The sequence below is a fragment of the Geodermatophilus tzadiensis genome, assembly GCF_003002915.1.
GTDB classification, from domain to species: domain Bacteria; phylum Actinomycetota; class Actinomycetes; order Mycobacteriales; family Geodermatophilaceae; genus Geodermatophilus; species Geodermatophilus tzadiensis.
The window spans coordinates 259,012-280,746 of the sequence record NZ_PVTG01000002.1; the positions used below are offsets into that span (position 1 = coordinate 259,012).

Sequence of the window (21,735 nt, forward strand, 5' to 3'; positions counted from 1 at the left end):
GTCGTGGACGTCGACGACCTGGAACGCGCGCACACGCTGGGCAGCGCGGTCCTCCGGTACGAGGAGCTGCGCACCCGGGAGTCGCTCGCCGACCCCGAGGACCCGGCCGGCCCGCGGCCGCTGTCGCGCGAGGAGTCCCTGGAGCTGCTGGCTCTCGGCGAGGTGATCGCGCGGCGGGCCACCCAGGGGCGTCAGCTCACCGTCCGCACGGCCCGCACCACCGGCGCCTCCTGGGCGCAGATCGGCCGGGCCCTGGGCGCCACCCGCCAGTCGGCGTGGGAGGCGCACCGCCGGTGGATCGACGCCCAGGTCGCCCAGCGCGGCACCCGTGGCGCCGTCGGCTTCGACGACGACGAGGCCGCCGAGGCCCGCGCCCTGCTGGCGAACGACGCGGACTGAGCCCTCGGCCGCTGGAACGGCCCCCGTGCAGGGCCCCGCCGCGAGCGGAGCGAGGGGTGGGGGGCCCGGGGGTCCTTCACAGGTCGACGTCGGGCTCGCCGGTGCCGCCGATGCGGTCGAGCTCCTGCAGCTCCACCGGCCCGAGCACCCGCGCCCCGGCCTGCAGGTTCTCCTCCAGGTGGGTCACCGACGAGGTGCCGGGGATGAGCAGCAGGTTCGGCGAGCGAGCCAGCAGCCAGGCCAGCGCCACCTGCATCGGCGTGGTCTCCAGCCGCCGGGCCACGGTCTCCAGCGCCGCCGACTGCAGCGGCGTGAACCCGCCGAGCGGGAAGAACGGCACGTAGGCGATGCCCTCGCGGGCCAGCGCGTCGACCATCGCGTCGTCGTCGCGGTGCACGAGGTTGTAGTGGTTCTGCACGCACACCACCGGGGCGATCGACCGCGCCTCGGCGAACTGCTGCGTCGTCACGTTGGAGACGCCGAGGTGGCGGATCAGCCCCTGCTGCTGCAGCTCGGCGAGGGCCTCGAACGGCTCGGCGAGCGAGCGCTCCACCGGTGCGTCGAAGCCGGGCATCCGCAGGTTGACCACGTCGAGCACGTCGAGGCCGAGGTGGTCGAGGTTGTCCTGCACCGCGGAGCGCAGCTCGTCGGGGGAGAGCGCCTCGGGCCACCCGCCGTCGGGCGTCCGCCGGGCACCGACCTTGGTCACGATGGTCAGCTGCTCCGGATAGGGGTGCAGCGCCTCGCGGATGACCTCGTTGGTCACGTGCGGGCCGTAGTAGTCGCTGGTGTCGAGGTGGTCCACGCCGAGCTCGACGGCCCGGCGCAGCACGGCGACGGCGGCCGCGCGGTCGGCCGGCGGCCCCATGATGTCGGGGCCGGACAGCCGCATCGCCCCGTAGCCGATCCGGTTGACCGTGCGGTCCCCGAGCGTGAACTGTCCTGACCGTTCGGCGGTCGTCGTCGTCATGCCCGGCTCCTACCCGCGCGGGCCGCCCCACGCGCGCTCAGGCGGCGCGGCCCATCGGCTCGCCGACGGTCTCCTCCCACTGCCGGACGTCGGCGGCGACCCGCGCGGTCTCGCGGCGGTCGGCGCGGCGAGCCACCACGGCCAGCCCGGCCCCGGCCACCGCCAGCACGGCACCCACCCACATCGGCGCGGTGTAGCCCAGCCCCGCGGAGATGACGGCCGCGCCCAGGGCGGCGCCGATCGCGTTGGCCACGTTGAACGCCGCCTGGTTGGCCGCCGAGACCAGGCTGCCGCCGGGCACGCGCGCGGCCTCGATGACGCCGTTCTGCACGACCGGTCCCATCGCGAAGGCCACGGTGCCGAACAGCACCAGCAGGACCACTGCGGCGACGGGGGAGCGCGCGAGGAAGGCGAAGGCGGCCAGCAGCACGGCGGTGCCCAGCAGGCCGACCGCGACGAAGGCGAAGCCGTACCGGTCGCCGAGCCGCCCGCCGGCCAGGGTGCCCACGGTCGTCCCGACGCCGAAGAGCGCCAGCACCGGCGTCACCCAGGCCTCGGGGATCCCGCCGAGCTCGGTGAGGATCGGGCTGACGTAGCTGTAGACGGCGAACAGCGCGGCGAAGCCGATCATCGTCAGGCCGAGCACCAGCCACACCTGGCCGCGCCGGAAGGCCGCGACCTCCGACCGCAGGTCGCTGCGCTCGCCCGCGCCGGCCGGCAGCCACGCGAGCAGCCCGGCGATGGTGACCAGCCCGATCAGGGCGATGCCGCCGAGCACCAGCCGCCAGCTGGTCTGCTGCGCGACGAAGGTGCCCAGCGGGACGCCGACGACGTTGGCCAGCGTCAGGCCGACCATCATCAGCGAGATCGCCTGGGTGGCCCGCTCGGGGGCGACCAGCCGGCGGGCGGCGACCGCGCCGACGCCGAAGAAGGAGCCGTGCGCCAGGGCGGTGAGCACGCGGGCGGCGGCGAGGGTCTCGTAGGTGGGTGCCAGCGCCGAGAGCGCGTTGCCGACGGTGAACACGACCATCAGCGCGACCAGCGTCTGCCGCGGGGAGAACCGGACACCGAGCGCGGTGAGCGTGGGGGCGCCGATGACGACGCCGACGGCGTAGGCGGAGATCAGCAGGCCGACCGCCGACACCGAGACACCGAGACCCTCGGCGACCTCGGGCAGCATGCCCATCACCACGAACTCGGTGGTGCCGATGCCGAAGGCGCCGATGGCCAGGGCGAGCAGTGCACGGGGCACGGGGGGACTCCAGGGGACGACGGTGGTCGGCTGCTGCGGACGTCGTCGTCCGGCCGGGGCGCGCGGGTGCCTTTCCGTGCATCGCCACGGGACGGGTCGGTCATGCCCCGAGGGCGACGTGGGTCTGCTCACAGCGGGGCCCGGCGCCCGGAGGGGCGCCGGGGCCCGGCCGCGGGGTCAGGGCTGCAGCAGCACCTTGACCGCGCCGTCCTTCTTCTCGCGGAAGTCGGCGTAGGCCTGCGGCGCCTGCTCGAGGGGGACCCGGTGGGTGGCGAAGTCGTCGACGCCGAGCGGGTCGCCCTCGACGAGCAGCGGCAGGATGTCGGGCACCCATCGCCACACGTTGGCCTGCCCCATGCGCAGCTGGACCTGCTTGTCGAACATGCGCATCAGCGGCACGGGGTCGGTGGCGCCGCCGTAGACGCCCGAGAGCGACACGGTCCCGCCGCGCCGGACGGCCTCGATGGCGGTGTTGAACGCGGCGAGGCGGTCGATGCCGGCCACCTTCATCACCTGCGCCATGAGCGCGTCGGGGAGGATCGCCGTCGCCTTCTGGGCGAGCTGCGCACCCGGGGAGCCGTGCGCCTCCATGCCGACGGCGTCGATGACGGCGTCCGCGCCCCGGCCGTCGGTCTTCTCGCGGATCTCGCCGACCACGTCGTCCTGGTCGGTGGAGGGGATGACCTCGGTGCCGCGGGCGGAGGCGCGGGCGAGCCGCTCGGGGACGACGTCGGAGGCCACCACGCGCAGGCCGAGGTGCGACGCGATGCGGGTGCACATGTCACCGATCGGGCCCAGGCCGAGCACCAGCAGCGTGCCGCCGGGCGGGGTCGCCGCGTACTGCACCGCCTGCCACGAGGTGGGCAGGACGTCGGAGAGGTAGACGAAGCGGTCGTCGGAGGGGCCGTCGGGGACCTTGACGGGCAGGGTGTTGCCGAAGGGCACCCGCAGGTACTCGGCCTGGCCGCCGGGCACCTGCCCGTAGAGCTTGGTGTAGCCGAACAGCGAGGCGCCGAAGCCCTGCTCGCGGTTCTGCGTGGTCTCGCACTGCGACTGCAGACCCTGCGAGCACATCCAGCAGGTGCCGCAGGAGATGTTGAACGGGACGACGACGCGGTCGCCCGGCTTGACGGCGGTCACCGCGGAGCCGACCTCGCGCACCACGCCCATCGGCTCGTGGCCCATGACGTCGCCCTTCGTCATGAACGGCGCCATGACCTCGATCAGGTGCAGGTCCGACCCGCAGATCCCGCTCGAGGTGATCTCGACGATGACGTCGGTGTCCTCCTGCAGCGTCGGGTCGGGGACGGTGTCGACCTGTACGTCGGCACGTCCGTGCCAGGTGACTGCGCGCATGAGTCTGCTCCTCAGCTCCTCGTCAAGGGGGTCCGCTCCGGGCTCCTGCCCCACGTGAGCCTCGTCGCGCTCCCGTTCGGGGCGCACGCGGCGTGTCCCTCACTCTGGGTGAGGCCGGTTCGACGAGTCGTCGAACGACGTCCGTGCAGCTCAGTGGCCTGCGCCACAGAACCCAGTCTCGTTACCCGCCTTCTCAGATCACGAAACCATCACGGCGTGTTTACATGGGCCCCGCCCGCTCCCCCGGGCACCGCACGACGTCCCTGTCCCCGACGGAAGTCAGGTGCATGACCGAGCTCCACCCCGACCGCCTCCACGACGGAGGGGACCCCCGCACTCCCGCGTGCCGACCCTCCCGGCAGGCCACGGCGACGTCGCCCTCCCGGCTGCGTCTCCTGGTCCGGAAGGCGGCCCAGCGGAAGGCCCCGGAGCGACGTCAGGGGGAGGCGTCGTCGTCCGGGGAGACCGCCGCTGCCCCACCCGCCCCCCGTCCCGGTCCCCGACCGACGCCGCACCCGCGCCCGGAGCCGGCGCTCGAGGTGCTCGTCGTCCTCGACGTGGACACCGCCGCCGACGCCGCGGACGGCGCCCGCCCCGCGGACGTCGTCGACGAGGTCCGTGCCGCCGAGCCGGTCACCGACGTCGCCGCGCTCGTCGAGGCCGCCGACGCCCAGGCCCTGGCCGCCGTCGCCCCCGGTGCCGTCGCCCCCGGTGACGTCGCCCCCGGTGACGTCGAGTCGTCCGCTCCCGGGCCGGCCACCGCCCCGGAGGTCACCGCCGAGCGGCGCCGTCCCCGGCGGTTGCGGGTCCCGCGTCGCCGCGCGGCCTGCTACCTCGCCGCGGCGCTGGTCGGTGCCACGGGCCTCGGTGCCTCCACCGCCGGTGGCGGGATCGCGCAGGCCGGCGGCCCCCGGCCGGTCAGCCACTCGGTGAGCGTGGCCGAGGAGCTCGGCATCGCCGGCACCGACCCGTCGGCCGACGCGCGGGCCGCGACGATCCGGTCCGACGCCGCGGTGATGCTCGGCGAGGTCACCGCCAGCCGCACCGCCCGCGAGGCCGAGCAGGCCGCCGCCGCCGAGGCGCAGGCCGAGGCCGACCGGGTGGCGGCGGAGGCCGCCGCGGCCGCCGCCGCGGAGGCGGCCCGCCCGAGGACCGTGCTCCCCGTGGCCGGTGCCCGGCTGACCAGCGGCTTCGGTGCCCGCTGGGGCAGCGTGCACGCCGGCATCGACCTGGCCGCCCCGATGCTCACCCCCGAGTACGCGGCCGCCGACGGCGTCGTCCTGGAGGCCGGCCCGGCCAGCGGCTACGGCAACGTCGTGTACGTCCAGCACGAGAACGGCGACGTCACCGTCTACGGGCACATGGAGGAGATCCTCGTGCAGCCCGGACAGGTCGTCCGCGCCGGCGACACGATCGCGCTGCTGGGCAACCGGGGCCAGTCCACCGGCCCGCACCTGCACTTCGAGGTGCACGTCGGCGGGATCGGCGGCGAGAAGATCGACCCCGTCCCGTGGCTGCGCGACCGCGGCGTGGCCATCTAGGGAAGGACCCCCCCTCCCGGCAGGTCCGGGCAGGGGGCGGCGCCGTCCGGGGGACACTGCTCGGGGAGGTGAGCCGATGGGAGCCGGGCACGGGCACGACCACGGCACCGCCGCGGGCGCGTCCCGCGGGCGGCTGGCCGTCGTCCTGGCGCTGACGGTGGCCGTCCTGGTCGCCGAGGTGGTCGGGTCGCTGGTGTCGGGGTCGCTGGCGCTGCTCGCCGACGCCGGGCACATGGCCACCGACGCGCTCGGCGTGGGGCTCGCCCTCGGCGCGGTCACCCTCGCCCAGCGCCCGGCCCGCGGACGGCGGACGTTCGGCTGGCAGCGGGTGGAGATCCTCGCCGCGGTCGCCAACGGTCTGCTGCTGGCCGCGGTGGCGGTGGTCGTGGTGGTCGAGGCCGTCCGCCGGGTCGGCGACCCGCCCGAGATCGACGCCGGCGTGGTGCTCGCCGTCGCCGCGGCGGGCCTGGCCGCCAACCTCGCCGGGCTGGCGCTGCTGCACCGCGGCCGCCGCGACTCCCTCGCCGTCCGCGGCGCGCACCTGGAGCTCCTCGGGGACGCGCTCGGGTCGATCGCGGTCCTGGTCGCCGGCGGCGTCGTCGCCGTCACCGGGTGGACGCCGGCGGACACGATCGGCGCGCTGCTGGTCGGCTGCCTGGTCCTGCCGCGTGCGTGGTCGCTGCTGCGCGAGTCGCTCGACGTCCTGCTGGAGGCCGCGCCCCGCGACGTCGACCTCGACGAGGTGCGCGCGCACGTGCTCAGCGTCGCGGGCGTCATCGGCGTCCACGACCTGCACGCCTGGACGATCACCTCCGGCCTGCCGGTGCTCTCCGCGCACGTCGTCGTCACCGACGAGGCGCTGGCCGCCGGGCACGGTGGGCGGGTGCTCGACGCCCTCGGCAGCTGTCTGGGCGCCCACTTCGACGTCGCCCACTGCACCTTCCAGATCGAGGCCGAGGCGCACGCCGGCCACGAGGCCCCCGTCCACGACTGAGAGGACCCCGCAGAGGGGCCCGCTCCACCGCGTCAGGAGTGGGACAGTGGAGGACGAACGCGGACGAGACCGGAGGTAGGGGTGGAGCACGGGCACCACTCGGGCATGTGGGTGCCCGGCGAGCCGCCCACGTGGGGGCGGCTGTTCCTGCCCCACCTGGACGCCTGGTCGGTGCTGCCGGTGCTCGCCCTCGTCGGCCTGCTGGCCTACGCGGTCGCCGTCGTGCGGCTGCGCCGGTCGGGCGTGGCCTGGCCCTGGTGGCGGACGGCGTCGTTCGCGGCCGGCTGCCTGTCGCTGGTCGCCGTCACCGGCACCTGGCTGGCCGGCTACAGCATGGTGCTGTTCAGCCTGCACATGGCCCAGCACATGGTGCTGTCGATGGTCACGCCGCTGCTGGTCCTGCTCGGCCGGCCGGTGACCCTGGCGCTGCGCACGCTGCCGCGGGGCAGGGGAGTGGCCGCCGTCCCCCGGGCGCTGCTGCTCGACGCGCTGCACAGCCGGTTCGCGCGGTTCGTCTCGCACCCGCTGTTCACCGTGCCGCTGTTCCTGGTCAGCCTCTACGGCGTCTACTTCACGCCCGTCTTCGACGCCCTCATGGGCGACCCGGTCGGGCACCAGTTCATGCTCGCCCACTTCACCGTGACCGGGCTGCTGTTCTTCGGGCCGATCCTGGGCCAGGACCCGTGGCCGCGGCAGGTCGGCCACGGCGGCCGGATGCTCGAGCTGCTGATCCCGATGCCGTTCCACGCCTTCTTCGGCGTGGCGATCATGATGTCCTCGTCGCTGGTCGTGCGGACCTTCGCCGACCCGCCGGCGGGCTGGGGCGTCGACCCGCTGGCCGACCAGAGCACCGCCGGGAGCATCGCCTGGTCCTTCGGCGAGCTGCCGACGGTGCTGGTCCTCGCCGTCGTGCTGTTCTCCTGGATGGGGTCGGAGGAGCGCCGCGGCCGCCAGCAGGCCCGGGTCGCCGAGCGCACCGACGACGCCGAGCTCGAGGCCTACAACGCCCGCCTGCGCGCGCTGGCCGCCCGCTCCGGCTCCTGACCCGCTGGACGCCGTCGTCCGCGGGTGTCCTGCGACGATGGCCCGGTGCCCGTCTCGCTGGTGGTGATGGCCGACACGCACGTGCCGAAGCGGGCCCGTGACCTCCCGCGCGCGCTGTGGGCCGCGGTCGACGCCGCCGACCTGGTGGTGCACGCCGGGGACTGGGTCGACGTCGCGCTGCTCGACGTCCTCGAGCAGCGGTCCCGCCGGCTGCTCGCCGTCCACGGCAACAACGACCACGGCCCGCTGCGCGAGCGGCTGCCGGAGGTGGCGCGGGCCGAGGTCGAGGGGCTGCGGATGGCCGTCGTCCACGAGACCGGCGACGCGAGGGGGCGCGAGGAGCGGTGCGCCGCCCGGTTCCCCGACACCGACGTCCTCTTCTTCGGCCACAGCCACATCCCGTGGAACACGACGACCGGGACCGGGCTGCGGCTGCTCAACCCCGGCTCGCCGACCGACCGGCGCCGTCAGCCGCACGGCACCTTCGTGACCGCCGTCGCCGCCGACGGCGTCCTCTCCGAGGTGACGTTCCACCCGGTCGCCCGGTGAGCGCCCCGACCGGACCCCCGCGCGCCCGCTGGCGCCACCTCGGCGTCGGCCTCGTCGGGCTGGTGGCCGCCTGCGCGGCGCAGAACGGGCTGCCCTTCCTCACCGTGGCGCTGCGCGCCGAGGGGCTGACGCTGCCGCAGGTCGGCCTGCTGGTCAGCGCGCCGACGGCGGGCCTGGTGCTCACCCTGCTGGCCTGGGGAGCGCTGGCCGACCGGTACGGCGAGCGGCTCGTGCTCTCCTGCGGCCTGGCCGTGGCCGCCGCGGCGCTGACCGGTGCCGCGCTCGCCGACGCGGCACTGCCCACCGGGCTGTGGCTCCTGTTGGCCGGCGCCGGCAGCGCGTCGGTCCACGCGGCCAGCGGCCGGCTGGTGCTCGGCTGGTTCCCGCCCGAGCAGCGCGGGCTGGCCATGGGCATCCGGCAGGCCGGTCAGCCGATGGGCGTGGGCCTGGCCGCGCTGCTCCTCCCGCGGCTGTCCACCGGTGGTCCCGGCGGCGCCTTCGCGTTCCTCGCGGCCGGGTGCGCGGTCGCGGCCGTGCTGGTGGCGCTGCTGGTCCGCGACCCGGCCCGCCCGCCGCGGGCCGACGGCGCGCCGCGGCCGGCCTCGCCCTACCGCAGCCCGGTGCTGTGGCGGGTGCACGCGGCCAGCACGCTGCTGGTGGTGCCGCAGTTCGCCGTCGCCGGGCTGGCCTTCGACTGGCTGGTGCACGAGGCCGGGTGGGCCGCCGCGGCCGCCGGGACGCTGCTGGCGGTCACCCAGGTCGGCGGCGTGGCCGCACGGCTGGGCGCGGGCGTGTGGTCCGACCGGGTGGGCAGCCGGCTGGGGCCGCTGCGCCGGGTGGCGGGCGCGGTGGGCGCCGTCGTCGGGCTGCTGGCGCTCGTCGCCGTCCTGACGCCGGACGTGCTCGGCCCCGCGGTCGCGGCCGCCGCGGTGGCGCTCGCCGCGATCGCCACGGTCAGCCCGAACGGCGTGGCCTTCACCTCGGTGGCCGAGCAGGCCGGCAGCGCCTGGGCGGGGCGGGCGCTGGGCGCGCACAACACGGTGCAGAACCTGGCCGCCGCCCTGACCGTGCCGGTGGCCGCGCTCCTGGCCGACGGCGGCCCCGGCTACCCGGCGGCGTTCGCCCTCGGCGCCGTCGCGGCGCTGCTGGCCGTCGGGGTGGTCCCCGGCCGGGCGGCCGAGGTGCCGCCCCCGGCCGCGCAGCCGGTGGCGGCGGCACCCCGGTGAGCCGGCGGCCCTGGCCGCCGCGGGCGGTGGCGCTGCTCGCCTGCCCGGTCTGCGGGCAGCGGCTGGCGGCCCTGCCCGGCGACGCCGGGCTGCGCTGTCCGGCCGGGCACGCCTTCGACCGCGCGCGCCAGGGACACGTGACGCTGCTGCCGCCGGGCCACACGCCACCGTCGGGCGATACCGCCGCGATGGTGGCCGACCGGGCCGAGGTCCTCTCGGCGGGCACGTTCGCCGGACTGACCCGGGTCCTGGCCGACGTCGTCGCCGCGGGGGACGGTCCCGTCGACGCCGTCCTCGACCTCGGCGGCGGCACCGGCCACCACCTCGCCGGCGTCCTCGACCGGCTGCCCTCGGCGGTCGGCGTGGTGCTCGACTCGTCGCGCTACGCGGCCCGCCGGGCGGCCGGGGCCTCGCCCCGCGCCCTGGCCGTCGTGGCCGACACGTGGGCGCGGCTGCCGGTCCGCGACGCCGCCGTCGACCGGGTCACGGTGGTCTTCGCCCCGCGCAACGGCCCGGAGACCGCGCGGGTGCTGCGCCCCGGCGGCCGACTGGTGGTGGCCACCCCCGCACCCGACCACCTCGCCGAGCTGGTCGGCCCCCTGGGCCTGCTGCGGGTCGACCCGGACAAGGCGGCGCGGCTGTCGGCGTCGCTGGAGCCGCACCTTGCCCCGGCCGGGGGAGCGGCGCACCGGGAGGTGCTCGAGCTGGACCACCGGACGGTGACGACCGTCGTCGGCATGGGTCCGCACGCCCGGCACCTGACCCGGGAGCGGCTCGCCGCGGCCGTGGGGGAGCTGCCGGAGCGGGTGCGGGTGACGCTCGCCGTCGACGTCACCACCTGGACGGTCTGACCCCGGGGACGCAGCAGGGGCCCGGCCGACCGGCCGGGCCCCTGCTGGGTGTGCTGTCGGGCTCCCGCCGTCCGCCGAGGCGTCGGGCGGGCCCGCTGTCGGGTCAGACGTGCGTGCGGTGGCTGCGTCCCCGCGTGGCGAAGACGTACACCAGCAGCACCACGATGGCGCCGATGATCGAGCCGATGATCCCGGCGGTGCCGAGCTCGAAGCCGCGGCCGCTGATGAGGCTGCCGAGCAGGTTCCCGACGAAGGAGCCGATGATGCCGAGCACGATCGTCATGCCGACGCTCATGGACTGCTTGCCGGGGACGACGGCCCGCGCGATGAAGCCGGCGATCGCACCGACCACGATCAGCACGATGATGTTCCAGAGCAGATCCACGGTGGACCTCCTGAAGGAGATGGGCCGGTCTGGCCGAGGCCCGGGATCTCCGGGGCCGGACGGAGTGGTTCCCCGTCTGAGCTGGGCGGAAACCCGAGATGATCTCCACGGGGCAGCTTCACCCGACCGGGGCACCCGGCCGGGTCGGCGGACCCCCGACGCGCCTGGCCGATCGGCTCGGACGGGCGTCCCCACCACGGTCTAAGCTGCGGGCGTGACGATCGCGCCTGCACCGATCGTGAGCCGGCCGAGCCCGGCTCGCGAGGTCCAGCGGGGTGCGCGGCTCTCGAACCTGCTGCGGACCACGGACCACAAGACCATCGGCCTGATGTACATGGCCACCTCGTTCCTCTGGTTCGTCGTGGCCGGGTTCATGGCCATGCTGATCCGCGGTGAGCTGGGCCAGCCGGGACTGCAGTTCCTGTCGCCCGAGCAGTACAACCAGCTCGTCACGATGCACGGCACGGTCATGCTGCTGATGTTCGCGACGCCGCTGTTCTTCGCGTTCTCGAACCTGATCATGCCGCTGCAGATCGGCGCGCCCGACGTGGCGTTCCCGCGGCTGAACGCGTTCTCCTACTGGTTGTTCCTGTTCGGCAGCCTGATGCTCATCAGCGGGTTCTTCACGCCCGGTGGCGCGGCCGACTTCGGCTGGTACGCCTACGCCCCGCTGTCCGACGTCGTGCACAGCCCCGGCGTGGGCGCGAACCTGTGGTTCGCCGGGCTCGCCGTCAGCGGGCTGGGCACCATCCTCGGCGCGGTCAACTTCATCACCACGATCGCCTGCCTGCGGGCGCCGGGCATGACCCTGTTCCGGATGCCGATCTTCACCTGGAACACCCTGGTCACCAGCCTGCTGGTGCTCTTCGCGTTCCCGATCCTCACCGCGGCACTGCTCGCGATGCTGGCCGACCGCAACCTCGGCGCCCTCGTCTTCTCCGACGAGAACGGCGGCCCGATGCTGTGGCAGCACCTGTTCTGGTTCTTCGGCCACCCCGAGGTCTACATCATCGCCCTGCCGTTCTTCGGCATCATCACCGAGATCATTCCGGTGTTCTCGCGCAAGCCGCTGTTCGGCTACAAGGGCATGGTCGCCGCCACCCTGCTCATCGGGGGCCTGTCCCTGGCGGTGTGGGCGCACCACATGTTCGCGACCGGCGCCATCCTGCTGCCGTTCTTCTCGTTCATGACCTACCTGATCGCCGTGCCGACCGGCATCAAGTTCTTCAACTGGATCGGCACCATGTGGCGCGGCCAGATCACCTTCGAGACGCCGATGCTGTTCTCGGTCGGCTTCCTGGTGACCTTCCTCCTGGGCGGCCTGACCGGCGTCCTGCTCGGCAGCCCGCCGCTGGACTGGCACGTCAACGACAGCTACTTCGTCGTCGCCCACTTCCACTACGTCGTCTTCGGCACCGTCGTGTTCGCCGCCTACGCCGGCATCTACTTCTGGTTCCCGAAGATGGCCGGCCGGATGATGGACGAGCGGCTGGGCAAGCTGCACTTCTGGCTGACCTTCATCGGCTTCCACGCGACGTTCCTGGTGCAGCACTGGCTGGGCACGCAGGGGATGCCGCGCCGGTACGTGGACTACCTGCCCACCGACGGGTTCACCACGCTGCACGTGATCTCGACGATCGGTTCGTTCGTCCTCGGCGCCTCGACCATCCCGTTCCTCTACAACGTGGCCAAGTCGTGGAAGTACGGCCGGCTCGCGCTGCGCGACGACCCGTGGGGCCACGGCAACTCGCTGGAGTGGGCGACGTCGTCCCCGCCGCCGCGGCACAACTTCACCGAGATCCCGCGGATCCGGTCGGAGCGCCCCGCGTTTGAGGCGCACTACCCGCACCTCATCGAGCGGCTCCAGCGCGAGGCGCACGTGGGCAAGCGGCACGAGCCCTACGCCGGTGTCAGCGAGCTGGCCGGCGACTCCGGTCCCCGTCAGGGCCCGAACGACCCCGACCCGTTCTGAGGAAGGACCCTCCCCTGCAGGAGGGTCGTTCCAGCACGTCACCTGCGACGCCCCGTCGGCTCCGGCCGGCGGGGCGTCGCCGTGTCCGGGGCCTCACCGGACGCACCGCACCGCTCGGCGGCCGGTGCCGGGCGGTGCGGCACGATGGCGCCGTGTCGCTCGACCCCGCTCCCCGCACCCCGCCGGCGACCGCCGCGCCCGGCCCCCGCGCGCTGCTGACGGTCACCGGCGCGGACCGGCCCGGGGTCACCGCCCGGCTCTTCGCCGCGCTCGCCGAGGGGACCGACGGGATCCCGCCGGTCGAGGTGGTCGACGTCGAGCAGGTCGTCGTGCACGGGCACCTGGTCCTCGGCGTGGTCCTGGGCAGCGTGCCGGTCGAGGGGCCGGCCGGCGGGGCCGCCGAGGAGGCCGCCTTCCTCGCCGGGCTGGGGCGCCTCGCCGCCGGGGTCGCCGCGGCCACCGGCGTCCAGGTGGAGGTCGAGTCGGCGTCCGACCCCGGCCCGGGAGCCGCCCGCGGGGGGCGCCCGCACCACGTGATCCTGCTCGGCCGGCCGGTGCCGCCCGGCGCGGTCGCCGGTGCGGCCACCGCCATCGCCGGCGTGGGCGGCAACATCGACGCGATCCGGCGGCTCTCGGACTACCCGGTCACCAGCTTCGAGCTCACCGTCTCCGGCGCCGAGGCCACGGCGCTGCGCACCGCGCTCGGCGCCGTCGCCGCCGGCACCGGCGCCGACATCGCCGTCGAGCAGGTGGGCCTGGCCCGGCGCAGCAAGCGGCTGATCGTGCTCGACGTCGACTCCACGCTGGTCCGCGGCGAGGTCATCGACGAGCTCGCCGCCCGCGCCGGTCGCGCCGCCGAGGTCGCCCGCATCACCGCCGCGGCGATGAACGGCGAGCTGGACTTCGCCGAGTCGCTGCGCGCCCGCGTGGGCACGCTGGCCGGGCTGCCGGTGGAGGTGCTCGACGAGGTCCGCGAGCACCTCGAGCTCACCCCCGGCGCCCGCACGCTCATCCGGACCCTCCAGCGGCTGGGCTTCCGCTGCGGCGTCGTCAGCGGCGGCTTCAGCCAGATCACCGACCCGCTCGCCGCCTCCCTGGGCCTGGACTTCGCCGCGGCCAACACCCTCGAGGTGGCCGACGGGAAGCTCACCGGCGGGCTGGTCGGCGAGATCGTCGACCGCGCCGGCAAGGCCCGGGCCCTGGCCCGCTTCGCCGCCGAGCACGGCATCCCGCTCGACCAGACAGTGGCCGTCGGCGACGGCGCCAACGACCTCGACATGCTCAACGCCGCCGGGCTGGGCATCGCCTTCAACGCCAAGCCGGTTGTGCGCGAGCAGGCGCACACCGCGCTCAACCAGCCCTACCTGGACGCCGTCCTGCAGGTCCTCGGCTTCACGCGGGACGAGGTGCTGGAAGCGCAGTGAGCTGTGACATCGCCGTCCTCCGGACGGCACCGCGGCCAGGTACCGTCCCCGGGCTGCGCTGAGCCCAGCCGTCGCACCCGGCGGGGACCCTCCGGGCCCGCCACCGGGCACGACCACTCGCAGGGGCGGCTCACCTCGAGGCGGCTCCCTCAGCCCCGCGTGACCGCACCCTCCAGGTCGACGCCGGCGGTGCGCAGCTGCTCCAGGGCCGCTTCCGTCGAGGCCTCGGCGACGCCCGCGGTGAGGTGCAGCAGCACCCGCGTGGCGAAGCCCGCGGCGACGGCGTCGAGGGCGGTGGCCCGCACGCAGTGGTCGGTGGCGATGCCGACGACGTCGACGGCGTCCACGCCGTGCCCGCGCAGCCAGTCGGCCAGCGGCGTCCCGCCGGCCTGCCCCTCGAAGCCGGAGTAGGCCGCCGCGTACTCGCCCTTGTCGAACACCGCCTCGATCGGCCCGCGGTCCAGCGCCGGGTGCAGCTCCTCGCCGCCGGTGCCCACCACGCAGTGCGCCGGCCAGGTGTCCAGGAAGTCCGGCTGCTCGGCGAAGTGGCCGCCGGGGTCGACGTGGTGGTCCCGGGTGGCGACGACGTGCGCGTACCCGGCCGAGCGCACGTGCTCGCTGATCGCCCCGGCCACGGCCGCGCCGCCGGCCACCGCGAGGCTGCCGCCCTCGCAGAAGTCGTTCTGCACGTCGACCACCACCAGCGCGCGGGTCATCGCGGCTCCTCCGTCCGGGCTCACGCCGTCACCGTCTCCAGCACCGGTTCCCCGCGGGAGAGCGCCCATGCCTCGGCCGGCAGCGCCTCCCGCACCCGGCGGTGGTGCGCGGCCGCCGCGGCCAGCGCCTCGGGCGGCGACGCCGGGGCCACGACCTCCCCGCCGCGCACCAGGTCGACCACCAGCGGGCGGTCGCCCTCCCGCGGCTCCACCTCTGCGCTGCTCACCACCTCGGCGGTCGCGGTCCCGTCGGCGTCGTGCCGGCGCAGGGCGGTCTTGCGGCCGCCCACGGAGTTCTTGCCCTCCGACCGCTTGGCCACCGGCACCCCGTCGCGCTCCACGAGCTTGTAGACCATGCCGGCCGTCGGGGCGCCCGAGCCGGTCACCAGGGAGGTGCCGACGCCGTAGCCGTCGACCGGGGCGGCCATCAGCCCGGAGATGGCGAACTCGTCGAGGTCGCTGGTCACGATGACCCGCGTCGAGGTGGCGCCGAGCTCGTCGAGCTGCCGGCGGGCCGCGGTGGCCAGCGTGGGCAGGTCGCCGGAGTCCAGCCGGATCGCCCCGAGCCCCGGGCCGGCCACCTCGACGGCGTTGCGGATGCCCTGCACGACGTCGTAGGTGTCGACCAGCAGCGTGGTGCCCACCCCGAGGGCCTCGACCTGGGCGGCGAACGCGGCCTTCTCGTCGTCGTGCAGCAGCGTGAAGGCGTGCGCGCTGGTGCCCGTCGTCGGGACGCCGTAGCGCCGCCCGGCCTCCAGGTTGGAGGTGGACACGAAGCCGACCAGGTGCGCGGCCCGCGCGGCGGCGACGGCGGCCTGCTCGTGGGTGCGGCGTGAGCCCATCTCGATGCAGGGCCGCTCGCAGGCCGCGGCCACCATGCGCGCGGCGGCCGAGGCGATCGCGCTGTCGTGGTTGAGCACCGAGAGCACCAGCGTCTCCAGCAGCACGCCCTCGGCGAAGGGCGCCCGCACGGTGAGCACGGGGGAGCCGGGGAAGAACAGCTCACCCTCGGCGTAGCCGCAGACGTCGCCGCCGAAGCGGAAGTCGGCCAGCCAGTCGAGCAGCCGGGCGTCGTCGAGGCCCTGGTCGCGCAGCGCGGCCAGCTCCTCGTCGCCGAAGCGGACGTGCGGCAGCGCCTCCAGCAGCCGGCCGGTGCCGGCGACCACGCCGTAGCGGCGGCCGTGCGGCAGGCGCCGGGCGAACACCTCGAACACGCAGTCGCGGTCGGCCGTGCCGTCGGCGAGGGCGGCGGCGACCATGGTCAGCTCGTACCGGTCGGTGAGGAGGGCGGGACCCGTCGGCATGGGACCGGAGCCTAGGTCGGCCACGGCGGGCGGACCCGGTGAACCCGGGGAGGCGCCGTCCTATGGTGGTCGGATGGCCGGACCGCTCGCGCCCACACGGACGCCCGAGACCACGGTCGAGGAGACCGCCGACCTCGACCGGCCCTGGGTCACGATCGTCTGGAACGACCCGGTGAACCTGATGACCTACGTGACCCACGTGCTGCGGGAGCTGTTCGGCTACGACGAGCCGACGGCGACCACGCTGATGCTGCAGGTGCACAACGACGGCAAGGCGGTCGTCAGCTCCGGCCCGCGAGAGCGGATGGAGCACGACACCAGCCGGCTGCACGCCTACGGCCTGTGGGCCACCTACCAGCAGGACGCATGAGGCCCTTCCGCCGCAAGCGGGACGACGTCGTCGCCCGCCTCGAGCCGGCCGAGGCCGGCGTGCTCGGGCTGCTCCTCGACCAGCTCGAGCAGCTGCTCACCGCCGACGCCGACGACGTCGACGGCGACCCGGTCATGGCGCGGCTGCTGCCGGCCGGGCACCGCACCGACCCGGAGATCGCCGCCGACTACCGCGAGCTGACCGAGTCGGCGCTGCGCGCGGGCAAGACCGACGACCTGGCCGCCGTCCGGGCCTCCCTGCCCGCCGGAGGCGGCGAGGTGCGGCTGGACCCGGACCAGGCCGGGGCGTGGCTGCGCACCACCAACGACCTGCGGCTGGCCCTGGGCGAGCGGATCGGCGTCACCGAGGAGACCGAGCCGCCCGAGGACCCCACCGGCGAGGAGGGCCAGCAGCTGGCCGTCTACTACTGGCTCACCGCGCTGCAGGGGTCGCTCGTCGACGCGGTCGCCGCCGGTCGCGCCGGCCGAAGGTGAGCAGGACCAGCACCGCGAGCAGCAGGTCGAGGACGAAGAACACCGACACCAGGCTGGGCATCTCCAGGTCGCGCAGCCAGGCGCCGACGGCGCAGACGAGCACGACCACCGACAGCAGCAGGACGAGCAGCCAGGTGAGCGCGCGCGAGGTCACCAGCAGCACCAGCGAGACGCGGTCGGCGGTGACGTCGCTGCTGTAGTGCCCGGTCCGCCGGGTCAGCCCGCGGGCGCCGAGCCACAGCGCGGGCAGCGCGAGCAGGGTCACGCCCACGACCATGACCAGCTCGAGCACCACGGGTCCGCACCGTATCGGTGGACGGCGGGGGTCGGCCCGGCCACCGCCCGGGACCGGCGTCCGGGCCGCCGCCTAGACTGGGAACCGTGCTGCGCATCGACCGCGCGACCTACGACGCCATCGTGGCCCACGCCCGGGAGGACCACCCGGACGAGGCCTGTGGCGTCGTCGCCGGCCCCGAGGGCAGCGACCGGCCCGAGCGGTTCCTCCCGATGCTCAACGCCGCGCGGTCGCCCACGTTCTACGAGTTCGACTCCGGTGACCTGCTGCGGCTGTACCGGGACATGGACGACCGGGACGAGGAGCCGGTGGTCGTCTACCACTCGCACACCGCCACCGAGGCGTTCCCCTCGCGGACCGACGTCAGCTACGCGTCCGAGCCGAACGCGCACTACGTGCTCGTCTCCACCCGCCACCACGGGGAGCGGACCGGGCTCGAGGGCGACGACGTCGAGTTCCGCAGCTTCCGGATCGTCGACGGGCAGGTGACCGAGGAGGACGTCGAGGTCGTCGAGTCCTACCTGTTCGGCCACTCGCCGACCACCGTCGTCTACGACTGAGGAAGGACCCCCTCGCCCCCCACGACGCGCTCCGCGCGCCGCGGGGCCCTGCGAGGGGGCCAGCCGTCCGGAATGGCCCGCGCTCGTCGGGCGTTGCCCGCACCGACACCCGCCGCACCGACGGCGTCCCCGCACGTCCCGACCCCTTCTTGAGGAGAACCGCACACCATGGCCATCGAGGTCCGGATCCCGACCATCCTGCGCACCCACACCGGCGGCAACAAGACCGTCGAGGGCAGCGGGGACACCCTGGCCGCGCTCGTCGACGACCTCGACGCCAAGCACCCGGGCCTCAAGGGCCGGCTGGTGACCGAGGAGGGCAAGCTGCACCGCTTCGTCAACGTCTACGTCAACGACGAGGACGTGCGCTTCACCGGTGCGCTGGACACCCAGGTCAAGGACGGCGACTCCGTCACCATCCTCCCGGCGGTCGCCGGCGGCTGCTGACGCCGTCCCGCCGTCCTCCCCTCCTACTCCCGGAAGAGCTCCCGTGGCCCGCTTCGCCTCCCTCGTCGACTCCCTCGGTGGCACCCCGCTGGTCGGGCTGCCCTCGCTGTCGCCGACCCCCGACGTGCGGCTGTGGGCCAAGCTCGAGGACCACAACCCCACCGGGTCCATCAAGGACCGCGCCGCCATCGCGATGATCGAGGCGGCGGAGAAGGAGGGGACGCTGTCGCCGGGCGACACCATCCTCGAGCCGACCAGCGGCAACACCGGCATCTCGCTGGCGATGGTCGCCCGGCAGCGCGGGTACCAGCTGATCTGCGTCATGCCGGAGAACACCTCGGTGGAGCGCCGGCAGCTGCTGCAGGTGTACGGCGCGCAGATCATCGACTCGCCGGCGGCCGGGGGCTCGAACCAGGCCGTGGCGATGGCCAAGGAGCTGGCCGCCGAGCACGACGACTGGGTGATGCTCTACCAGTACGGCAACCCGGCCAACGCGGAGGCGCACTACACCGGCACCGGCCCGGAGATCCTCGCCGACCTGCCCTCGATCACCCACTTCGTCGCGGGCCTGGGCACCACCGGCACGCTCATGGGCTGCTCGCGCTACTTCCGCGAGCACAAGCCCGACGTCCAGGTGATCGCCGCCGAGCCGCGCTACGGCGAGCTGGTCTACGGCCTGCGCAACATCGACGAGGGCTTCATCCCCGAGCTCTACGACGCCTCGCTGCTGGACTCGCGGTTCTCCGTGGGCCCCGAGGACGCCATCCACCGCACCCGGCAGCTGGTCGAGCGCGAGGGCATCTTCGCCGGCATCTCGACCGGGGCGATCCTGCACGCGGCGCTCGGCGTCGCGGACAAGGAGGTCGCGGCGGGGCGCCGGGCCGACATCGTGTTCATCGTCTGCGACGGCGGCTGGAAGTACCTGTCCACCGGCGCCTACGCCGGCACGCTGGAGGAGGCCACCTCCGCGCTCGAGGGCCAGCTCTGGGCGTGACGGAGCTCCCCGCACGGGGGCTGCTGTTCGACAACGACGGCGTGCTGGTCGACTCCGACGCCGCCGTCACCGCCTCGTGGTCGCGGTGGGCGCGGGAGCAGGGGCTCGACCCGGTACGCGTCCTGGCCGTCGTCCACGGACGGCGGGCGGCCGACACCGTCGCCGACCTGGTGGCCGAGGGACGGCGCAGCGAGGCGTCCGCGCTGATCGACCGCTACGAGCTCGAGGACGCCGGAACGGTGCCCGCGATCGCCGGCGCCGCGGACCTCCTCGCGACCCTGCCCCCTCAGGTGTGGGCCGTCGTCACCTCCGGCACGCCCGCTCTGGCCACCGCCCGGCTGACCGCCGCGGGCCTGCCGCTGCCCGGCGCCCTGGTCACCGGGCACGACGTGCGGGTGGGCAAGCCCGACCCGGAGGCCTACCTGCTGGGCGCCCGGCTGCTCGGGCTGCGGCCGGAGGACACCGTCGTGGTCGAGGACAGCCTCGCCGGGGTGGCCGCGGGCCGGGCGGCGGGTGCGCGGGTCCTGGGCGTCGGCTCCCGGGCGGTGGGCGCCGGCGCGGACGTCGTCGTCCGGGACCTCACCGGGGTGCGCTTCGCCGACGGGGTGCTCACCGTGGCCGCCGGGTCGGTGCTGCCGGCCGGCGGTTAGCCTGGCGCGCGCCATGGAGAGCGAGCAGGGAACCGGCGGGGGCCGGCAGGGGGACGCGGCGTGAGGCTCACGATCGTCGGGTGCTCCGGCAGCGGCCCCGGCCCGACGTCGGCGGCCTCCTCCTACCTGGTCGAGCACGACGGCTTCCGGGTGCTGCTCGACCTCGGCAACGGGGCGTTCGGGGCGCTGCAGGCGCTGGCCGACCCCGACACCGTCGACGCGGTCTACCTGTCCCACCTGCACGCCGACCACTGCCTGGACGTGGCGCCGCTGGTCGTCTGGCACCGCTACTCCGGCCGCGCGTCGGGCCGCCGGCTGCCGCTGATCGCCCCGGCCGGCGCCGACCGGCGGCTGGCCCGCGCCTACGACGGCGACGGCGCCCCGCTCACCGACGTCTTCGACTTCGCGGTCACCCCGGTCTCGGCGGTGCTGGGCCCCTTCCAGGTGCAGACCGCCCGCACCGCGCACCCGGTCGAGTGCCACGCCATCCGGCTCACCGCGCACGGCAGCTCCCTGGTCTACACGGGTGACACCGGGCCCTGCCAGGCCGTCGTCGACCTCGCGTGGGGTGCCGACGTGCTGCTGGCCGAGGCCGCCCACCCCGAGCGCGACGACCTGCCGCCCGACCTGCACCTCACCGGCCGCCAGGCGGGCGAGACCGCCGCGGCCGCCCGGGTGCGGCGGCTGCTGGTCACCCACGTGCCGCCCTGGGTCGACCCGGCCGCCCAGCTGGCCGACGCGCGGGCGGTGTTCCCGGCCGCCGAGCTGGTCCGCCCGGGCGCCACCTACCAGATCTGAGGGGACCGGGGCGACGATCAGGTGACCTGATCCCGGCGCGTCCCACCCGACCGCGCACCGTCCGGTCGGACGCGCTGCGGTGCGGGAGGACGCGCCGCGGTGCGGGAGGACGCGCACCGGCGACCGGCCGCGGCGCCGCCCTTGCCGGGTCCGCGGGGAGGCGGCACGGTGGGCCGGTGGTCGACGACGAACGGGACGGCGTCCGGCTGACCAGCCTCGACGCGCCGCTGGGCGACGGTCTCGGGGTGACCAAGGGGGACCTGGTCGACCACCTCGACGCGTTCGCCGACAGGCTGGTGCCGCAGCTGGCCGGCCGGCCGCTGTCGGTCAAGCGCGTGCGGCCCGGCCAGGACCCGTTCATGCAGCGCAACGTCGCCAAGGGCGCGCCGGACTGGGTGCGGACCGTGCCCGTGTGGTCCTTCGGCGCGCACCGCGAGGTGCACCAGGTGCTCTGCGACGACCGCCGCACGCTGCTGTGGCTGGCCAACCAGCGGGCGGTGGAGTTCCACGTCCCGTTCTTCCGCGCGGGCGCGGAGGCCGAGCCGACCGGCATCGTGCTCGACCTCGACCCGCCGGAGGGCGCCGACTTCGACGTCGTCGTGCGGGCCGCGGAGCTGGTGCGGCGGGCGCTGGCCGACGCCGGGCTGGCGGGCGCGGTGAAGACCAGCGGCTCCAAGGGCGTGCACGTCGTCGTCCCGGTGCGCGGCGCCGGCCCCGAGGACGCCGCGGCCGCCACCCGCGCGCTGGCCGCCCGCGCCGCCGCGCTCGACCCCGACCTGGCCACGACCGCCTACATCCGCGAGGACCGGCACGGCCGGGTGTTCCTCGACTCCACCCGCTCGGGCTCCTCGACGATCGTCGCCGCCTACAGCCCCCGCATCCGCCCCGGCCTGCCGGTGTCGGCGCCGGTCGCGTGGGCCGACCTGCCCGCGGTGCGGCCCGGCGACGTCACCGTGGCGACGGCGGCGGAGCGGCTCGGGGACGGCGACCCGTGGACGGCGCTGCTGCCCGACCCGCAGGAGCTGCCCGCCGACCTGGTCGCCCAGGGGCACACCATCCCGGTCGCGCGGGTGGCCGCGATGCACGAGGGCAGGCGCCGGGCCCGGGCCAAGCGGGCCGAGGAGGGCTGAGCACCGACGATCCG

At 75.3% G+C, this 21,735-nt stretch carries 24 protein-coding genes; 17 read left to right on the top strand and 7 right to left on the bottom strand.

The window, feature by feature from the left end; genetic code table 11:
• Positions 1–3 precede the first annotated feature (3 nt).
• Complete coding sequence (locus LY71_RS04300) at positions 4–399, top strand: hypothetical protein (protein WP_106275718.1); 396 nt, start codon at positions 4–6, stop codon at positions 397–399.
• 76 nt (positions 400–475) lie between these two features.
• On the opposite strand, the gene LY71_RS04305 is transcribed toward LY71_RS04300, so the two are convergent.
• The 3 genes from LY71_RS04305 to LY71_RS04315 form a co-directional block, all read right to left on the bottom strand.
• Entirely contained in the window at positions 476–1,369 is an 894-nt protein-coding gene (locus LY71_RS04305) for an oxidoreductase (RefSeq protein WP_106275719.1), read from the bottom strand.
• A 37-nt stretch (positions 1,370–1,406) separates the two neighbouring features.
• Positions 1,407–2,621: an MFS transporter gene (locus LY71_RS04310; protein ID WP_106275720.1), complete on the bottom strand. Its 1,215-nt coding sequence runs from the start codon at positions 2,619–2,621 to the stop codon at positions 1,407–1,409.
• Positions 2,622–2,798: 177 nt separating this feature from the next.
• On the bottom strand, positions 2,799–3,977 hold the full coding sequence (locus LY71_RS04315) for an alcohol dehydrogenase catalytic domain-containing protein (protein WP_106275721.1): 1,179 nt from the start codon (positions 3,975–3,977) through the stop codon (positions 2,799–2,801).
• A gap of 539 nt (positions 3,978–4,516) precedes the next feature.
• Here LY71_RS04315 and LY71_RS04320 point away from each other — a divergent pair.
• The 6 genes from LY71_RS04320 (at position 4,517) to LY71_RS04345 (ending at position 10,182) form a co-directional block, all read left to right on the top strand.
• Positions 4,517–5,518, top strand: coding sequence for a M23 family metallopeptidase (locus LY71_RS04320; RefSeq protein WP_245887656.1), 1,002 nt, complete (start codon positions 4,517–4,519; stop codon positions 5,516–5,518).
• A gap of 76 nt (positions 5,519–5,594) precedes the next feature.
• Positions 5,595–6,512 carry a cation diffusion facilitator family transporter gene (locus LY71_RS04325; protein WP_106275723.1) on the top strand — a complete coding sequence of 306 codons (918 nt, stop codon included), beginning with the start codon at positions 5,595–5,597 and terminating at the stop codon, positions 6,510–6,512.
• Positions 6,513–6,593: 81 nt separating this feature from the next.
• On the top strand, positions 6,594–7,556 hold the full coding sequence (locus LY71_RS04330; protein WP_106275724.1) for a cytochrome c oxidase assembly protein: 963 nt from the start codon (positions 6,594–6,596) through the stop codon (positions 7,554–7,556).
• Positions 7,557–7,601: 45 nt separating this feature from the next.
• The gene (locus LY71_RS04335; protein WP_211297134.1) at positions 7,602–8,105 is read left to right on the top strand and encodes a metallophosphoesterase family protein; all 504 of its coding nucleotides are present in this window, start codon (positions 7,602–7,604) and stop codon (positions 8,103–8,105) included.
• Positions 8,102–9,331 (top strand): MFS transporter, encoded by a 1,230-nt coding sequence (locus LY71_RS04340; protein WP_106275725.1) that lies wholly within the window; start codon positions 8,102–8,104, stop codon positions 9,329–9,331. The genes LY71_RS04335 and LY71_RS04340 overlap by 4 nt, the downstream gene beginning before the upstream one ends.
• Before the next feature lie 26 nt (positions 9,332–9,357).
• Positions 9,358–10,182 (top strand): putative RNA methyltransferase, encoded by an 825-nt coding sequence (locus LY71_RS04345; RefSeq protein WP_425433021.1) that lies wholly within the window; start codon positions 9,358–9,360, stop codon positions 10,180–10,182.
• 103 nt (positions 10,183–10,285) lie between these two features.
• On the opposite strand, the gene LY71_RS04350 is transcribed toward LY71_RS04345, so the two are convergent.
• The gene (locus tag LY71_RS04350) at positions 10,286–10,567 is read right to left on the bottom strand and encodes a GlsB/YeaQ/YmgE family stress response membrane protein (RefSeq protein WP_245887657.1); all 282 of its coding nucleotides are present in this window, start codon (positions 10,565–10,567) and stop codon (positions 10,286–10,288) included.
• 214 nt (positions 10,568–10,781) lie between these two features.
• On the opposite strand from LY71_RS04350, the gene ctaD reads away from it, so the two are divergent.
• Positions 10,782–12,539, top strand: a complete 1,758-nt coding sequence (ctaD, locus tag LY71_RS04355) for an aa3-type cytochrome oxidase subunit I (RefSeq protein ID WP_106275727.1) — start codon at positions 10,782–10,784, stop codon at positions 12,537–12,539.
• 152 nt (positions 12,540–12,691) lie between these two features.
• On the top strand, positions 12,692–13,963 hold the full coding sequence (serB, locus tag LY71_RS04360) for a phosphoserine phosphatase SerB (RefSeq protein ID WP_106275728.1): 1,272 nt from the start codon (positions 12,692–12,694) through the stop codon (positions 13,961–13,963).
• Positions 13,964–14,112: 149 nt separating this feature from the next.
• On the opposite strand, the gene LY71_RS04365 is transcribed toward serB, so the two are convergent.
• Positions 14,113–14,679 carry an isochorismatase family protein gene (locus LY71_RS04365; protein WP_106275729.1) on the bottom strand — a complete coding sequence of 189 codons (567 nt, stop codon included), beginning with the start codon at positions 14,677–14,679 and terminating at the stop codon, positions 14,113–14,115.
• A gap of 20 nt (positions 14,680–14,699) precedes the next feature.
• Positions 14,700–15,983 (bottom strand): nicotinate phosphoribosyltransferase, encoded by a 1,284-nt coding sequence (locus LY71_RS04370; protein ID WP_106275730.1) that lies wholly within the window; start codon positions 15,981–15,983, stop codon positions 14,700–14,702.
• Between the two features lie 73 nt (positions 15,984–16,056).
• Here LY71_RS04370 and clpS point away from each other — a divergent pair, with 73 nt between their 5' ends.
• The gene (gene clpS, locus LY71_RS04375) at positions 16,057–16,353 is read left to right on the top strand and encodes an ATP-dependent Clp protease adapter ClpS (RefSeq protein ID WP_106275731.1); all 297 of its coding nucleotides are present in this window, start codon (positions 16,057–16,059) and stop codon (positions 16,351–16,353) included.
• A complete protein-coding gene (locus tag LY71_RS04380; RefSeq protein ID WP_106275732.1) occupies positions 16,350–16,847 on the top strand; it encodes a DUF2017 family protein in 498 nt (165 codons plus the stop codon). Before clpS ends, LY71_RS04380 begins: the two co-directional genes overlap by 4 nt.
• On the opposite strand, the gene LY71_RS04385 is transcribed toward LY71_RS04380, so the two are convergent.
• On the bottom strand, positions 16,786–17,142 hold the full coding sequence (locus LY71_RS04385) for a hypothetical protein (RefSeq protein ID WP_106275733.1): 357 nt from the start codon (positions 17,140–17,142) through the stop codon (positions 16,786–16,788). The two genes, LY71_RS04380 and LY71_RS04385, sit on opposite strands and share 62 nt — an antisense overlap.
• Positions 17,143–17,228: 86 nt before the next feature.
• Here LY71_RS04385 and LY71_RS04390 point away from each other — a divergent pair, with 86 nt between their 5' ends.
• From LY71_RS04390 to LY71_RS04415, 6 genes are all read left to right on the top strand, one after another.
• A complete protein-coding gene (locus LY71_RS04390) occupies positions 17,229–17,702 on the top strand; it encodes a M67 family metallopeptidase (RefSeq protein ID WP_106275734.1) in 474 nt (157 codons plus the stop codon).
• A gap of 168 nt (positions 17,703–17,870) precedes the next feature.
• Positions 17,871–18,149: a MoaD/ThiS family protein gene (locus LY71_RS04395; RefSeq protein ID WP_089406223.1), complete on the top strand. Its 279-nt coding sequence runs from the start codon at positions 17,871–17,873 to the stop codon at positions 18,147–18,149.
• A 43-nt stretch (positions 18,150–18,192) separates the two neighbouring features.
• Complete coding sequence (locus LY71_RS04400; protein WP_106275735.1) at positions 18,193–19,143, top strand: PLP-dependent cysteine synthase family protein; 951 nt, start codon at positions 18,193–18,195, stop codon at positions 19,141–19,143.
• A complete protein-coding gene (locus tag LY71_RS04405; protein ID WP_106275736.1) occupies positions 19,140–19,793 on the top strand; it encodes an HAD-IA family hydrolase in 654 nt (217 codons plus the stop codon). Before LY71_RS04400 ends, LY71_RS04405 begins: the two co-directional genes overlap by 4 nt.
• Positions 19,794–19,853: 60 nt before the next feature.
• Complete coding sequence (locus LY71_RS04410) at positions 19,854–20,591, top strand: MBL fold metallo-hydrolase (RefSeq protein WP_106275737.1); 738 nt, start codon at positions 19,854–19,856, stop codon at positions 20,589–20,591.
• A 176-nt stretch (positions 20,592–20,767) separates the two neighbouring features.
• Complete coding sequence (locus LY71_RS04415) at positions 20,768–21,721, top strand: DNA polymerase domain-containing protein (protein WP_106275738.1); 954 nt, start codon at positions 20,768–20,770, stop codon at positions 21,719–21,721.
• The last annotated feature ends 14 nt before the right edge of the window (positions 21,722–21,735 follow it).

Excerpts from the sequence above, each read along its gene's own strand:
- LY71_RS04325 (WP_106275723.1), top strand. The coding sequence starts at position 5,595 with ATGGGAGCCGGGCACGGGCACGACCACGGCACCGCCGCGGGCGCGTCC.
- clpS (WP_106275731.1), top strand. The coding sequence starts at position 16,057 with ATGGCCGGACCGCTCGCGCCCACACGGACGCCCGAGACCACGGTCGAG.
- LY71_RS04380 (WP_106275732.1), top strand. The coding sequence starts at position 16,350 with ATGAGGCCCTTCCGCCGCAAGCGGGACGACGTCGTCGCCCGCCTCGAG.
- LY71_RS04365 (WP_106275729.1), bottom strand. The coding sequence starts at position 14,679 with ATGACCCGCGCGCTGGTGGTGGTCGACGTGCAGAACGACTTCTGCGAG.
- LY71_RS04370 (WP_106275730.1), bottom strand. The coding sequence starts at position 15,983 with ATGCCGACGGGTCCCGCCCTCCTCACCGACCGGTACGAGCTGACCATG.
- LY71_RS04315 (WP_106275721.1), bottom strand. The coding sequence starts at position 3,977 with ATGCGCGCAGTCACCTGGCACGGACGTGCCGACGTACAGGTCGACACC.
- LY71_RS04395 (WP_089406223.1), top strand. The coding sequence starts at position 17,871 with ATGGCCATCGAGGTCCGGATCCCGACCATCCTGCGCACCCACACCGGC.
- LY71_RS04305 (WP_106275719.1), bottom strand. The coding sequence starts at position 1,369 with ATGACGACGACGACCGCCGAACGGTCAGGACAGTTCACGCTCGGGGAC.